This window comes from Rhizobium sp. BK602 (assembly GCF_014195095.1).
Lineage (GTDB): Bacteria > Pseudomonadota > Alphaproteobacteria > Rhizobiales > Rhizobiaceae > Rhizobium.
Window position 1 is genome coordinate 893457 of record NZ_JACIBC010000002.1, and the last position, 14541, is coordinate 907997.

A 14541-nucleotide genomic window follows, 5' to 3' on the forward strand; every position below is an offset into this window, starting at 1 on the left:
ATGCGCTTCGACCGGCTCGATATCCTCCGCTACGGCGCGCTGACTGACCGCACGATCGATTTTCGCGCCGGCGCGAAGCTGCATGTCATCTATGGACCGAACGAGGCGGGAAAATCCTCGGCGCTGAGCGCTATTTCTGACCTGCTGTTCGGTTTTCCGACTGCTGCCGAACAAAGCTTCCTGCACGAGCCGGCGAGCCTGCGCGTTGGCGCGGTGCTCACGGCGCGCGATGGAGCAAGCCTTGCCTTCCGCCGCCGTCGCGGGCGCAAGAACACGCTGCTCGCTCCCGACGACAAGGAGACGCCGCTCGCCGAGGATGCCTTGGCGCCCTTCCTCGGCAATCTGAGCCGCGACGTCTTCGAGCGTGCTTTCGGCCTCGATTCCCTTCGGTTGCGGCAAGGCGCGGCGGCGATGCTGCGCAGCGGCGGCGAGATCGGCAGCCTGCTGTTCTCGGCCGCGTCCGGCCTCACGGGTCTATCGCGCCTGCGCCAATCGCTGGAAGGCGAGGCCGACGGCATCTATGCGCCGCGCCGCTCCAAGGATCGCGGCTTCTACCAGGCGCTGGACCGCCACGACGAGGCCCGCAAGGCCGAACGCGACAATGAGCTGAAATCCGGCGACTGGAAGAAGCTGCTGGCGGAGGCCGCGGAGCTGGAGGCCGAACTCGAGCGTCTCCAGCACCAGCGCCACGAGACGCGGCGGGCCCTTGAGCGGCTGCAGAGGCTGAAGACGCTGCAGCCGCTGCTGGCGGAGATCGACGGCGAAATGGCGGCGCTGGAGAGCCTTGCCGATCTCGCCTCGATGCCGGAAAGCTTTGCCGATCGGCTCGAGCAAAACCTGGACGACAGGCGCGCCGCCGAAGACGAGCTGCGCCGTGCCCGGCAGGCGGTCGCGCGGACCGGTGAGGACCTGTCGCGGATCCATCTCGATGAAACCCTGTTGCGGATAGGCGATGAGATAACCCAGCTCTTTGCCGATACCGGCAATTACCGCAGCCAGCGTCAGGACCTGCCGCGCGTCGATCAGGAACTGGCCGGTTATGATGCGGCGCTTGCCCAGCTTTCCCGGCGCCTCGGCCTTTCGAATGTCGAAGAGCTGGAAAAGCGGCAGCCGAGCGACGCGGATCGTGCCCGCCTCTCGGAACTGGTCGAGGAGGGCAGGCGGCTGTCGCTTCAACGCCAGACAATCGCTGAGCAGCTGGATGGTGAGCGCGACCGGCTTTCGACACTCGAGAAGGATGGGGCCTCCGGCAAGCTGATCGATCCTCGGCCCTTCATCGATCAGCTGGAGGCCCTGGGCGGCGATCTCGCCAGCCTTGCCCGGCTCGACGCGCTGGAAACGCAGATACGCCGTATCGAAACGGATCTCTCCGAGGCGGCCGCCCGCCTGCGCCCGCCGGTCGGTGATATCCAGCCGCTCTTTACCGTGCCGCTGCCGGATGCGGCCGAGATTGTCGCCCACCGAGAAACGCTCGATGCGGCCCGCTCCGGGGTTCGCGAAGCTTCCGACAGGGTGCGAGCCCAAGACGAGCAGTTGGTGGAGATCGAGCAGGCGCTGGAGGACGCGCAGCGCGGCGGCCCGATCGTTACGCGCGAACAGATCGCCGGTGCGCGTGCGGCTCGCGACGGCGAGTGGCAATCGATCCGCGATGGATTGTCGGGCGGGAGCCTCACGGCCGCTGATCGGATCATCGCCAGTTTTGCGACGAGCCTCGCGGAAGCCGATCGTCTCGCCGATGCGGCGCTGAGCGATGCGGATCGCGTTTCTCGCCACGCCGACAATCGCCTGCGGCAGGAACGGCTGCGGCAGGAGCGCGAGACGGCTGCCGGGCGGCTTAGGCAGGCTGAAGAGGTTCTGGCAAAAGCAAAGGCGGCTTTCGCCGTGCTCTTCGAGCCATTGGGTGTCTCCGCCCTTGATCCGGCGGCGATGCTGGAATGGCGGCGCGGTGTCGATCTGTTGTTTCGCGAGCGCCGCGCCTTGCGCGATCTGTCGGATCAGCGCGACGAGAGCGTTCTGGCGGAAGCACGCGTTTCGCCGGCCCTGCAGGATATGGCCGAGGCCACCGGCTATCGGAGCGGCCGACTGCCGCCGAGTGCGATGGCGGAGGGCCTGCGAAAACATCTTCGTCTTTTGTCGGAGCGCTGGAGCGAAAGCCGCACGCGTGAGGGCGAGATCGCCTCGGCGCGGGATCGGCTGACGCGGCTTGGCGAGCAGCAGCGGGATATCGAACGGCACCAGGCGGATTGGCGCGAGGCTTTCGGCAAGGCCGTCCTCCTGCTCGGTCTGTCCGCCGATGCGACACTGGAAATGGCGTCGGCGGCGCTGAAAGCCTGGACCGAGGTGCCGGACGCGCTGGCCGAACATGACAACCGTCATCGCCGTGTCAGCGGCATGCGGCGCGACATGGCCGATTTCGAGCGGCGCTTGGCCACGCTTGCCGCCACTGCCGGCGATGAGCTCGATCATCTGCCGCCGGATGCCGCGGCGGAAGCTCTGCATGCCCGTGTCAATGCCGCGCGCGGCGAGCAGAAGAAGCAGGACCGGCTGGAGGAGGAGCGCCAGCGGGCGGAGAGCCAGGCCGTCCGTTGCGCAGAGGCGCTTGCGACGGTCGAGGCGGCTCTCTCGGCTCTCACCGCCGATTGGTCGCTCGATACGGATTGGTCGGCGCTATTGTTGCGGCTGCGCGAACGCTCCCGCCTGAATGCCCGGCTGGCCGAAAGCCGCGAGCGCTTCCATCAGCAGGCCGATGGCACCGGGGAGGAGCTTATCCGCGCCGAACTGACGGGCTTCGATCGCGTTGCCGCCGATCTGGAGATCGAGCGCCTCTCCGCCGACGACCACAGGCAGTTCACCGCCCATGGCGAGCTCATGGCACAGCTCGCGGAAAACCAGCGCCAGCGCCGCGCCATGGAGACCGGCGTCAGCGCCGAATACGCGGTTTTCGAAAAGCTTGCCGCCGAGCAGGAAGCCAAGGACTTGGCGCGGCAATGGGTGGTGCTGAAGCTGGCGGCGCGAATGCTGGCAAGCTCGATGGAAGCCTATCGCGAGCAGCAGGCCGATCCGGTGATCACGCGAGCGGGCGAGCTCTTCTCGCTGCTGACCGGCAGCCGTTTCGCTCGGCTGGTGGAGGAGCATGACGAGACGGACACGCTGCAGCTGCTGGCCGAGCGCTCCGGCGGCGAACGGGTGCCGCTGGCGGGTTTGAGCGAGGGCACGGGAGACCAGCTCTATCTCGCGCTGCGGCTTGCCTTCCTTGAGGATTATTCCTCCCGAAACGAGCCGGCGCCGCTGATCGTCGACGATATTTTCCAGACCTTCGACGACGAGCGCGTCAGCGCCGGTTTGAAGGCGCTGGCCGGCACGGCGGGGCGGTTTCAAACCATCCTCTTCACCCACGAGACAAGCCTGGTCGATATCGCCAAACGGGAGATCGGCGGAGATCTGGATCTGATCCGGCTTTGAGCGCCACTGGAAGTTCTTTCCTCGCTTGATCAGGTCGTCAAATGACATAGGTTGAAGAGGGGGAGTGCGGCTCGCGCCGCATCGTTTGAAGCAGGAGGAACACTTTGCAGATCAGACCCAAGGGAACCCGTCCGTCTCTCAATCCGCCGGCCGAGTATTTTACCGGCACCGTGCGGCAGGAGCCGCTGCTGCAGGCGCCGGCACCGGCCCGCGTCCAGGTCGTCAGCGTCAGTTTCGAGCCGGGCGCCCGCACCGCCTGGCATACCCATCCTTTCGGTCAGACCCTGGTGGTGACCGAGGGCAAGGGCCTTGCCCAAAGCTGGGGTGGAGACATCCGCGAAATCGAAGCCGGCGACGTCCTCTGGTTCGAGCCCGGCGAAAAGCACTGGCACGGCGCCGGGCCGGAAACCGCGCTCACGCATATCGCCATTCAGGAAATGCAGGATGGCAAGGCCGCCGACTGGCTGGAACAGGTGAGCGACGAGCAATATCACCCATAATGCTCGGCAAGGATCTGGGCCATCGGCTGCCGGCGGATGGCCACGGTCTTAGCCCAACCGCCCGATCCCACACGACGGTCCGAGCCTACATCGACGGAATGTGCAGCTTCGTCGGGATCAGGATCTTGGGATCGGATTTGTCCCGGCTATAGGCCGGATTGAGGGCGCGATCGCTGAAGGTCTGCGTGCCGTGCAGCCTGCGCAAATTGTCCTTCTCGCGTTCGAAGCGCTTTTTCCTTTCGCCCGATTTGTCGGAGCCGCGTGAAAGCGACTCATGATGATAGAGGCAGGCGAAGGGCGACCAGATGATGCGAAAGCCGGCCTTGTGGGCCCGCAGGCAATAGTCGACGTCATTATAGGCGACGGCGAAGTTCTCTTCGTCGAAAGCGCCGATCGCCCGCGCGCAGTCTCCGGAAATCAGCATGACGGCTCCCGTCACGCAGGTCATGGAGTTGCGCACATGCAGCCGGTTCATGGGGCCACCGAATTCGCGGGGCTTGTTCATGTACCAATGCCCGGCCAGCCCGCCGAAGCCGACGATGACGCCGGCATGCTGGAGCTTGTTGTTGCCGTAAAGCAGCTTGGCGCCGACGATGCCGGTTCCCTCGTAGGCGAGGCAGGTCACCATCTCCTTCAGCCAGCCTGGTTCGATGATCTCGACGTCGTTGTTGAGGATCAGATAGTGCTCGCCGGTGGCGGCGGCGAGGCCGCGATTGACCGAACGGGAGAAATTGAACGGTTCCGGCGTGATGGTGGCCGAGAACCGCGGATAGGTCCGGCGGTAGTGGTCGTAGAGATCGAGGACCGCCTTGTCCGCGGAGCCGTTGTCGATGACCAGCACCTCAAGATCGGGATAATCCGTGCGTTCGAAGATATCCTGCAATACCCGGGAAATCAGATCGAGATTATCCTTGCTGGGAATGACGATGGAAATCTTCGGCCATGCCGTGCCCGCAGGTTCGAACATGACGCGATGCAGCGTGTCGGTCAGCGCTTCCTCGACACGAATGGGCTGTTGGCGCTGCGCAAAGCGCTCCGAAAGCGCTTTCCTCGCATGGGTGGTCGCAGCATTCATGAACTTGCGCGAATAGGTGCGCCCGTTGCGCCGCCACCAATAGGCCGGATAGGGCAGGTGAAGAACGGTGTCGTCCGGCAGGCCATCGAGGTAGCGCAGCAGAAGGTCGTAATCCTGCGAGCCGTCATAGCCGGTGCGCAGATAGCCGATCTCCTGAAGCCGGCTGCGGCGGTAGATGGAGAAATGGTTGATGTAGTTGACGCCCGTCAGCAGAACGGGATCGTAGGCGGGTTTCAGCATCAGGCCGGTTGGCCTCAGCGTGTCATCGACCACCAACTCGTCGGTATAGACGAAATTGGCATCGGGATTTTGTTCGAGCGTATGGCGTATGACACTGAAGGCATGCGGTGCGATCACATCGTCATGGTCGAGCAAGGCAACCCAGAGGCCGCGCGCCTGCAATAGCCCGGCATTGGTGGCGGCCGCTATGCCGCCGTTCCTGGCATTGAGGACGGAGCGGATATTGTCTTTCGGCCGTTGCGTCTCGTACCAGCGTAGCGTTTCCGGCGAATTCGACCCGTCGTCGCTGAGAATGAGCTCGGTGCCCTTTTCACCCTGCTCTTCGAAGGATCGGACGAGATCGTCGAGATAGCGTGGCGGTGCGTTGTAGACCGGCACGACGATGCTGAGCCAGGCGCCGGAGGTGGCCGAAACCGCGGGTGCGGGCAGTTCGGAGGCCAGGCGATAGCTCGCCTGCGCATATTGGATCGTCCTGCTCGGCGAGCGCTTTCTCAAGGAAAGCTTTGGCATTTTCGTCCAGTATTGCGGCAGCTTGCCGAGATCCACGCGTTCCGCTTGCCCATCGGCTTTCAGCAGGGCGGCAATATGCTTCTCGGCCGCCTTGCTGGAAGAGAAGGCCGCAACATCGAAGCGCAGCGTGGTCGGGAAGGTGGCGGGGTCGGCGCGCAGGGCGCAGATGGTGCCGATCGTGCCCACATCCGCCGTGACGATGAAGCGCTGTCCGACCGGCAGCGTAACCGTATCTTTCTCGCGGAAGCCACGGCCGCGATTGACATAGAATTTCGGGTCTATGGCTTCGTCCGTTGCGACGATATGAATGACGACCAGCTTCTTACGAACCGGAGAAAACCGAATCTCGAAGGCGGGGTCGTCGCCGATGGATTTCCATAAATTGGAATTCGCGCCGGCTGAAATCTCCCGTTCAAGGTCGTCATTCGGAAAAATCTTGATCGTCATTGATAATTCAATACCCAGGGAGCCGGCAAACGGTGATGATAAGGATCGGATTTCAAGCCATATCACCGAGCGCATCGAAACGTATGCCCGGAAATGTCGGCGTTGCGCTTTGCCGCATTTTTCCAATGGATTCCTTCGTGGCATTGCGCGCGGTCAGCCGCAGAGCAGTGTCGCTCACGAGCTGATCGATGGCAGCGAGCCATTCCTCCGCGGTATTGCCGACATGGATCTCGCCGGCGACGGCGCAGCGGGTGAATGTCGGGCACTGGGAAAATATTGCGGCCGCGCCCATGCGGCAGATATCGATCCGCTTGGTATCCGAACGGCTGTTGTTGGTCTTCCCGCGCAGGAGCGGCGCCAGGGCGATGTCGGCGCCATGGTCGGTGGTCTTTTCGAGATAGGACGACCAGGGCAGGGGCGGATGGACGGTAATGCGCGTCGCATCGATGTCCTGGCGGCTCCATTGGCGCGCAAGGCTGCCTTCCGCAAAAACCTCGAAATGCAATGCCGTGTGCCTTTTCATGGCCACGCTGACGATCGGCATCAGGAATTCGTGTTCGCGCCGGTGAACGCCGGTCCCGTGATAGATCATCTTCAGCGTTGCCGGCGCCGCTTCGCTGGGCTCGGGCGATATTGGTAGCTGATCGGCGGGCATCGGCGCGAGGATCTCGATCCTGTGGCCTGCCTTTGCCAGGGTGTCGGCCAGGGTTTCCGTCGAGGTCCACAGATGCGTGAGCAGACGATTGACGCGCGGCAGCGGCCGGACGGCAAGATTGAGCAGTGTGAATTTATAAGGCCAGCTTGCCTCGTCTCCCGTGAGCACGGCGGGAATATCGTCGTCGACGAAATAGGCGACGCCCGCCAGCTGGCCGCGCCTGTCCTCGAGCCAGCGCAGTTGCGGTTCCCGGATATAGCGGCAGATGATGACGAAAAGCCCGTCGCCATCCACATCCTCCAGGCCTTCGTCGATCCCCTTCATGATAACAGGGATATCGGACAGCGCCTTGGTTCGCTCGTCCAGATAGTAGCTGACGCTCGGATTGGGGTAGCGCGACAGGATCAACAGGCGCTTGGCAGCCGGCTCCGCATGTCGCGAAGCGACCGCGGAAAGTTGCGGCCGGGGAAGCAATCCGTAGATGATGTTGCGTATAACCTCCATGGCGGGCCGATCTGACGCCATCACGCGAGACGATTTCGCAAGGCCGCCAGCAGACCGACGACGATGCCCCAGATCAGCAGGGTCACCGCCAGAACGCCACCGATCCAGAGCCCCCGCTTGGGATATTTCGCCTCGTCCGGCAGGCTCGGCGCGAGAAACGTGTCGAGATAAAGAAGCTGCTGCTTGCTGACGAACTGGACCTGTTCGAGTGTTTTCATGCTCGCGGCGAACTGCTGCTCGGCAAGGCTCTGCTCCAGTTCCCGCTGCGACATGTCGACGGAAACGTCGGCGAGATTCTGCTCGGAGTTCTTTTGTCCGGCGACCTGGCTGTTCAGCTCGTCGAGCTGCTTCTGCTTGCTTTCGATTTCCCGCTTCAGCACCCGCATCTGCGGCGCGGTGGGCGAGACGTTGCCGAGAAGCGTATCGTATCGCTGCTGAAGGTTGATCTTGTCCGTCTGCACGGTCGTGATCAGGCTCGTCAGGATTGTCGATGCCCCCGCGACGCTCAGAATGCCGGTCTGGTTGCGTGCGGCTTGGAGCTGTTCCCGTGATTTCTGCAGCTGGTCTTTCGCGTTCTCCAGATTGGCCTGGGCGGTGGCGATGACGTCGCGCCATATGCGGTTGTTGACGTCGTTGACCACGATTTCGGATGCCGCGACGACTGCCTGCAGGACCTTCTGCGCGTCGGCGGCTGAGAAGGCCCGAACTTTGACCGTCACGATACCGCTGGTCGCATCGGTTTTGATCGAGACCATGTCTTCCCAGTAGTCGACCACCTTCTCCGCCGTCGCGTCCTGTTTCAGCCGCGCCAGCGGATCGATGTCCGGATTGCCGTAGAGTTTGTGGAAGTCGAGCTTCGACTGGAGGGCGGTCACCATATCCTTGCTGGTGATGAAATTCGTGACGATCTGCGTGTCCTGGACGATTTGCGCCGAGGGCAGCCCGGTAACCTTGGTGAGCTGGTCCTTGCCGAGCGCCGGCGTCGAGGAGCGGACGGTGAAGCGCGTCTCGGACTGATATTGGTCCACGGCTATGCAGGTGAAGTAGAAGATCGAGATGATGTTCGGAATGAGCAGGATCAGGACGACGGATGCCAGGGTTATGCGCCCGATGAGCTGCTCCAGCGGCCGTGGGCGTAGACCGACGGCCTTGAAAAGCTGGCTTCGCTTTGATGTCGAAAACCGCAGCTTGCGCGCCGTCACCGACAGCTTCGCGGCAACGTCGCGGCTGTGCTGGATAGCGGTCAGCTCAACGGTATCAGACCTCTTTCCGGTATCGTGCGCCATATGGACCCTTGTTGACACTCTGCGGCATCTTACCTGTTCAATCTATAATAGGCTTCGATGGCTTCCTCGACCTTGTCGAAAACCATCAGTCTGCCGTCGACGAGCACCATACCCTTATCACAATGCTTTTTGATCATCCCCATACTATGCGAGATCATGATGATATCGGAATATTTGCGCCGGTTCTCGAATGCCGCGCGGCAACGTTCCTGGAAACGGGCATCGCCGACCGAGAGAACTTCATCGACCAGATAGCAGTCGAATTCGATGGCCATGGAAAGCCCGAAGGCCAGTCGCGCGCTCATGCCGGAGGAATAGGTGCGCACCGGCGCATTGATATAGTCGCCGAGTTCGGCGAAGTCCTCGACGAAGCGGGAGACCCGCCTGACATCCTCGCCATAGGCGCGTGCGACGAAATGAAGATTGGCCTTGCCGGTCATGAAGGGATTGAAGCCGCTCGCAAAGCCCAGGGGCCAGGACACCCGTACATCCTTGGTGATTCTGCCGGAATTCGCCAGCATCGTGCCGGCGATCATCCGCATGGTCGTCGATTTTCCCGCACCGTTGACGCCGAGCAGGCCGTAGGAATAGCCCGAGACGAATTCACAGTTCACCCGGTCGAGAATGACTTTCCTGCCACTCTGCGTCTTGAAGTATTTCGATACGTTCTTGAAGCGGATCATCGGGCGTCTCTCACTATATCCGGTGATCCTCCACGGACGCCCAGATCAGCGAGAGGGTCGTCCAGACAACGGCCAGGGCAAGCAATATCATCAACGGCGTCGTGACCCGATGTGGAAAGATGGCTTCGTCGGGAAGCGTCGGGTTGACGAAAACCGCAAGATATAGCGACTTGCGAAGCGCTTCGGCCAGCACGGTGTCGTAATTCTTTTGGGAGGCTGCGTAGAGGTTCTCCGCGATCATCCGGTCCGTATCCAGACGGGAGTATTCCAGCAGGGCTTTCGCAAGGCTCGCATTTTCCGGACCGGTCAGATCCGTCTTCATCTTGTCGATCTGTTCCTGCAGACTTTGCTGGGCAAGCGTCAATTGCTGGTAGGCGGGAGAATTCTCGGCGCGCGACTGCCGCATGACGAAGAGCCGCGTTTCGAAGTCGAGCTTCTGTGCGAGAAGTCCCGTCAGCAGAGTGCTGCTGCTGGTGGCCTGTGTTTCCGGGCTGAGAAGCCCCGATTGATGCTGGAACTGGTTGAGCGCGGCCAGGGTGTCGCTATAGGCTTTTCCGCTTTTTTCGACATCGGCCCGCATGCTCTGCACGATATCGTTGCGCGCCCGCTGCGAGAGTTCGTTGATCAGGAGCTCGCTCTCCTGGATAATTGCCTGGGAGAGTTTGAGAGAATCATCCCGCGTAAATGCGCGCACCTTCAGGGTGATGATGCCCGAGGAGACGTCGATATAGGCGCTGACGTGGTCCGTCCAATAGTCCAGAAATTCCTCATCGGTCTGCGAGGCGCCGAATCGGGAGAGGAAATCCGCATCCTGGCGCGCGAACATCGATCGGTAATCGAGTTTCGCGCCGATGCGCTTGAGGATTTCGGTTGAGTGAATGAAGCTCGTGACGACATAGGCGTCCTGTGTGGCGGATCGCATGTTGAGCATGCTCGACGACCCGGAATTGCTGCCGGATGTCGTGTCATCGCCGCCCGAATTGGTGCCGGAAAGGGCTCGAACAGCAAAGCGCGCCTCGGCAACATATTGATCCGACGCAATGAAGGCATAATAGACCGAGCATGCCAGAAAGGGCACGATGACGAACAGGACGAAGGTGATGAGCCGGATCGGCGGCTTGCCGCCAGCCTTAGGTTCGGCGTCCTCCGTGCCGGGCACGGGGATATATTCGATCTCCTCCAGATCATTGTGTCGACGGCGATCCGGCACCCAGCGCCGGAACAGTGCCGGCAGAATAGGTTGCCGCGCCGGCTTGGCCTGCCGATATTGCTGATCGATCGTCTCTTCAATGACTGTTTTGGGCATGTCGGCTTGCACTCGTTTTCCGCAATTCCGGCGCGGCCGGTTTCATCGCCTCACGCACATAGTGATCAAAGATCAAATCTTCCTCGAGCATTAGCTCGGCAATATGCAATGAACGCAACCTCGTCGCAACGTCTTCGAGAGTGGAATGTCTGGACAACAACGGAAGGTCGCCGATCGATATGCCGAAGAGCTCGCCGATCGCATCCTGAAAATGAATGCTGTCGGTGTCGTGTCCGACCACCGTAAAGCGCGACAGCAAATCGATCGCGGCGGCAACGTCGGCGCGCGTCACCAGTTGTTCCGGCGTGGTCGTGACGAGCTGGCGGGTAACGGGGGAGACCAGCACGTTGCGCACATTCAGCGGTGCTTTCTTCAGTGCGGTCTTGAGCGACGTCTCGTTTTCGAGATCGACCTCGGCGAAATGCTCAGCCGCCGGCGCGAGAATGATCTTGTCGCGATCGCCAAAGAAGGAGATCTGGGTTTTGGCCATCCGCTTCAGCAGAAAGATGCGCAGGGCCAGTTCGTAATAGGGGTCGGTGAGCAGGGCGATCGCCTTGAATCCCTTGTCGAGAAATTCCTCATAGTTGCGCAGCAGCAGGCGTCCGCTGATGTAGATCGACTGGACGGCATTGAGATGAAAGGCCTGAAGGGTCGTTTCATGCCCGAACCGCTCCACTGACGGCAGTTCGTATTGGAAATGACGGCCGCAATGATAGTCGAACTTGACCATCGGCACGAGCTGGGTCTCCAGCCGCAGGATTTTCAACGGCACCGGCTGCGCGACCTGCGGCCGCCGGTAGATCAGCAACCCCGATCGGGCGTCGTGGATCATCAACGTGGTGCGCTCGGCGAGATCGGGAATGATCTTGGTGTCGAGTTTGAAACCAACGCGGCCGCTTTCGTGGCGACCCGAATCAACGACCGCCTGCTTGACCTGATCGCAGGGCAGGACCATCAGCTCGCCATCGGCATCCGATACCCGAATATGCGGCTCATCGGAAAAACCGTCCGGAATGAGATAGCCTTCCAGAACCGTGCGGCGATCATATTCGAGATTAAACAGCATGGACGCTCTCCGGCCTCGCGGCTCTTTCGGAGGCTGGGAGGCATCGGCCCCTCGGGGCCGTCAAACGGTCATCTGCGCCTTCAAGCACGTCACGATCATCCAAAATGCTCCCGGTATCCTGCTTTGGCATCCGCGCTTCCGTCACGAAGCGGCAGGCGCCTTGCGCGCCAGGAGAGAAAAACTCGGCCCGCCGGGATGATCCAAATCCTGATCCCGTATCACGATGTCGCTGTATCCAAGCTTTTCCAGCAAGGCCAATATATCGTCGCGATGCATCCAGAAATGCCGGTCCTTCATACCGCCGCAGAAGGACGCATTCGAGTTGGCAAGCTGGTAGCTGCGCTCATAATAGCGCAGCGGCACGCCTTCGATCATCCTCGTTTCGATTTTGCCGCTGAAAGGACGACGTCGCACGTCGTCCTTGGGCATCGCCTCATCGAGGAAGAAATGCGTCCAGATGAAGACGGCGTTGGTGCGGCTTGCCAGCCGCTTCAGAAATTCACCGGGATCGGCCATGTGATAGAGCACGCCGGATGCCAAGGCGAAATCATAGACTTCCTCATGGTCGGCAAGCCACGCCTGGATGTCGCCGAGCAGGAACGAAGCGGTGTTGATGTCGAGTATCTGCCGCGTCAGCAGACAGCGCAGGAAACAAAGCCGGTTTGCCTCGATGGCATCGATTCGCGCGGGGCGCTGGCGATGCAGCATATAGGTATGCATCCCTTCCAGAGGCCCGACTTCCAGCACCTTCTTCCCCGCGATCGAGCCGAAGGTTTGCAGGGCCCAATTGATCCGGTCATCGGCGTAAAGAGGCAGCTTCCCGGCTTTCAGCTTGAAAGCGGGAGGAAAGGCGCAACTCCAGCCGGGGAGGGCATCGATCGCATTCTGATGACTGGGTTTTCCCTGTTCATATTGATCGAAGATCGCTTCCAGAGAAGGCTTCGGCGCTTCGGACTTGTTCTTGGATCGCTTTGGAAAGCCGAGCATCGGTAAAACCTTCATTCCTATCGATGCTTCGCTCCGGTTTGGACAGGCATCCATACCGGCTTGCAATCGAGGCTTGAAACAGCGCCCCATCCATTCTCCTGATCATGCTGAATGGATTGGATCGGTGCGCCCGCCTCTATTGTGGTGATCCCGCAAGGAGGATTGCGAAGTGTTGTAACCCTTGGCTTTTTTATTTGTCCGCCAGCTAATGTCCATCACGATTTAGAACCCGGCGCCATGATAGGCAAGGCCATGCAGATGAAAAGCAGAAGTATTCAGACTGTTGCAAACAGCTCGAATACAAATGGAGTTTGATTGATGTCATTCCTTAACGAACTCTCTTATCGCTTTAGTAAAAATTAATTTAAATTTATGCAAGATCGCTCGGATAAATTGCGTTGCTCGGGCTTTCAGCCTATAGGGCAAAGGTCGCGCCGTCGTTCGCGATGGGAGATGTCCGTGAGAGCACATTGGAATTTTTTCCCTGAGTGTGTTGCGAATGGGCTTGTTGACGGGCGCCCATTGTGCTTTTCAGGGCACAGATGGGGTTATGAATAATGCGCTGGTCCGGCCGGTTTCGGTTGTGATGGCGGCTATTGATTTTTTGAGGTTATTCAAGTGAATCGTGTAGGCGCTGTCTTGATTTGCGTAATGTTGGCGGGATGCAACTCCGTATCGGGCGAAGGCCCCCTGGCCGGCGCGATCGACGGTGACGCCGGGCAGTCCAGCGCCGAACTCGGGCGCAAGAATGCCGCCGTCTTCGATATCGTCGACATAGACAGCCGCACAGCGCGCCTCGTCTCCGATTACGTGTCCACCGCCCTCAATCGCCGATTCGGGATCGGCGGCGGGGTCGGACGGGTGGTCATCGGCATCGGCGACTCGCTGAAGGTCACCATTTTCGAGGCCGGTTCCGATGGCCTGTTTTCGACTGCGCAGTCGAAGCAGGTGTCGCTGGATATCGTCGTTCAGCCGGACGGGACGGCTGCCATTCCCTATGCGGGCTCGGTCAAGTTCGCAGGCAAGACGCTGGAACAGGCCCGGCAGGCGGTTCTCGCGGCGCTGGCAAGCAAGGCGGTCGAGCCCGACGTCATCGTCACGAGCACCGGCACGGCGTCGCGTTCGGTCACGGTATCCGGCGCGGTCGGCCGTCCGTCGCTGGTTCCTCTCGACCTGACCGGCGAAAAGATCACTCAGGTCATCGCCAAGGCCGGCGGTCCCGTCACCCAGCCCTACGAGACCTATGTCACCTTGGTTCGCGGCAGCAGGACCGGGACGGCGCTTCTCAAATCCATCGTCGAGCATCCTTCCGAGGATATTTACGTTCAGCCCGGCGACCAGATTTTCCTCGTTCGCGATCCGAGAACCTTCACCCTTCTCGGCTCCATCAAGGGAGACGGCCGTCTCGAGTTCGGCGCCAATGACCTCAATCTCCTCGAGGCCGTGGCATTGGGGCATGGCGCGATCGACGAAGCGACCAATGCCCAGGGCTTCTTCCTGTTCCGTTACGAAGAGCCGGACATCGTCAGAAGCCTGCTCGGACCCGCTCGTTTCGATGCGCTGATGCGCAAGGGAATGGCGGCGGATTCGAAGGGACGCTATCCGATCGTCTATCGGTTCGACATGTCGCATCCCGACAGTCTCATCGTCGGCCAGACCTTCCCGGTCAAGAATCGCGACGTGATCTATGTCTCGCGTCATCCGTCCGTCGACATAAAGAAATTCCTGTCGCTGATCGGTACGCCGCTCGGGATCGCTTCCCAGGGCGCGGCAACGGCGGCGAATTTGGGCGACTGAGACGCCTGTCTCACGTCATTGTT

Annotated in this window: 10 protein-coding genes; 3 read left to right on the forward strand and 7 right to left on the reverse strand. The window is 61.0% G+C overall.

Going from position 1 to position 14541, the window contains the following annotated elements; all coding sequences use genetic code 11:
- Window positions 1-3462: a YhaN family protein gene (locus FHX11_RS09920; protein WP_184357407.1), complete on the forward strand. Its 3462-nt coding sequence runs from the start codon at window positions 1-3 to the stop codon at window positions 3460-3462.
- A gap of 104 nt (window positions 3463-3566) precedes the next feature.
- Complete coding sequence (locus FHX11_RS09925) at window positions 3567-3962, forward strand: cupin domain-containing protein (RefSeq protein ID WP_184357408.1); 396 nt, start codon at window positions 3567-3569, stop codon at window positions 3960-3962.
- A gap of 85 nt (window positions 3963-4047) precedes the next feature.
- Here the strand turns inward: FHX11_RS09925 and FHX11_RS09930 are convergent, their stop codons facing one another.
- From FHX11_RS09930 to FHX11_RS09960, 7 genes are all read right to left on the reverse strand, one after another.
- Window positions 4048-6234 carry a glycosyltransferase family 2 protein gene (locus FHX11_RS09930; protein WP_184357409.1) on the reverse strand — a complete coding sequence of 729 codons (2187 nt, stop codon included), beginning with the start codon at window positions 6232-6234 and terminating at the stop codon, window positions 4048-4050.
- 52 nt (window positions 6235-6286) lie between these two features.
- Window positions 6287-7393 carry a hypothetical protein gene (locus FHX11_RS09935; protein WP_184357410.1) on the reverse strand — a complete coding sequence of 369 codons (1107 nt, stop codon included), beginning with the start codon at window positions 7391-7393 and terminating at the stop codon, window positions 6287-6289.
- A gap of 20 nt (window positions 7394-7413) precedes the next feature.
- Complete coding sequence (locus tag FHX11_RS09940) at window positions 7414-8679, reverse strand: capsule biosynthesis protein (protein WP_184357411.1); 1266 nt, start codon at window positions 8677-8679, stop codon at window positions 7414-7416.
- Window positions 8680-8708: 29 nt separating this feature from the next.
- Entirely contained in the window at window positions 8709-9362 is a 654-nt protein-coding gene (locus FHX11_RS09945) for an ABC transporter ATP-binding protein (RefSeq protein WP_184357412.1), read from the reverse strand.
- 13 nt (window positions 9363-9375) lie between these two features.
- Complete coding sequence (locus FHX11_RS09950; protein WP_184357413.1) at window positions 9376-10668, reverse strand: capsule biosynthesis protein; 1293 nt, start codon at window positions 10666-10668, stop codon at window positions 9376-9378.
- Window positions 10649-11734, reverse strand: coding sequence for a hypothetical protein (locus FHX11_RS09955; RefSeq protein ID WP_184357414.1), 1086 nt, complete (start codon window positions 11732-11734; stop codon window positions 10649-10651). The genes FHX11_RS09950 and FHX11_RS09955 overlap by 20 nt, the downstream gene beginning before the upstream one ends.
- A 141-nt stretch (window positions 11735-11875) precedes the next feature.
- Window positions 11876-12736 carry a class I SAM-dependent methyltransferase gene (locus tag FHX11_RS09960; protein ID WP_246780933.1) on the reverse strand — a complete coding sequence of 287 codons (861 nt, stop codon included), beginning with the start codon at window positions 12734-12736 and terminating at the stop codon, window positions 11876-11878.
- Between the two features lie 603 nt (window positions 12737-13339).
- Between FHX11_RS09960 and FHX11_RS09965 the strand changes: the two genes are divergently transcribed.
- On the forward strand, window positions 13340-14518 hold the full coding sequence (locus FHX11_RS09965; RefSeq protein ID WP_184357415.1) for a polysaccharide biosynthesis/export family protein: 1179 nt from the start codon (window positions 13340-13342) through the stop codon (window positions 14516-14518).
- Window positions 14519-14541 lie beyond the last annotated feature (23 nt).

Bases quoted from the DNA above. Each gene is read 5' to 3' on its own strand.
- FHX11_RS09920 (WP_184357407.1), top strand. From the start codon at position 1: ATGCGCTTCGACCGGCTCGATATCCTCCGCTACGGCGCGCTGACTGAC.
- FHX11_RS09930 (WP_184357409.1), bottom strand. From the start codon at position 6,234: ATGACGATCAAGATTTTTCCGAATGACGACCTTGAACGGGAGATTTCA.
- FHX11_RS09935 (WP_184357410.1), bottom strand. From the start codon at position 7,393: ATGGAGGTTATACGCAACATCATCTACGGATTGCTTCCCCGGCCGCAA.
- FHX11_RS09940 (WP_184357411.1), bottom strand. From the start codon at position 8,679: ATGGCGCACGATACCGGAAAGAGGTCTGATACCGTTGAGCTGACCGCT.
- FHX11_RS09945 (WP_184357412.1), bottom strand. From the start codon at position 9,362: ATGATCCGCTTCAAGAACGTATCGAAATACTTCAAGACGCAGAGTGGC.
- FHX11_RS09950 (WP_184357413.1), bottom strand. From the start codon at position 10,668: ATGCCCAAAACAGTCATTGAAGAGACGATCGATCAGCAATATCGGCAG.
- FHX11_RS09955 (WP_184357414.1), bottom strand. From the start codon at position 11,734: ATGCTGTTTAATCTCGAATATGATCGCCGCACGGTTCTGGAAGGCTAT.
- FHX11_RS09960 (WP_246780933.1), bottom strand. From the start codon at position 12,736: ATGAAGGTTTTACCGATGCTCGGCTTTCCAAAGCGATCCAAGAACAAG.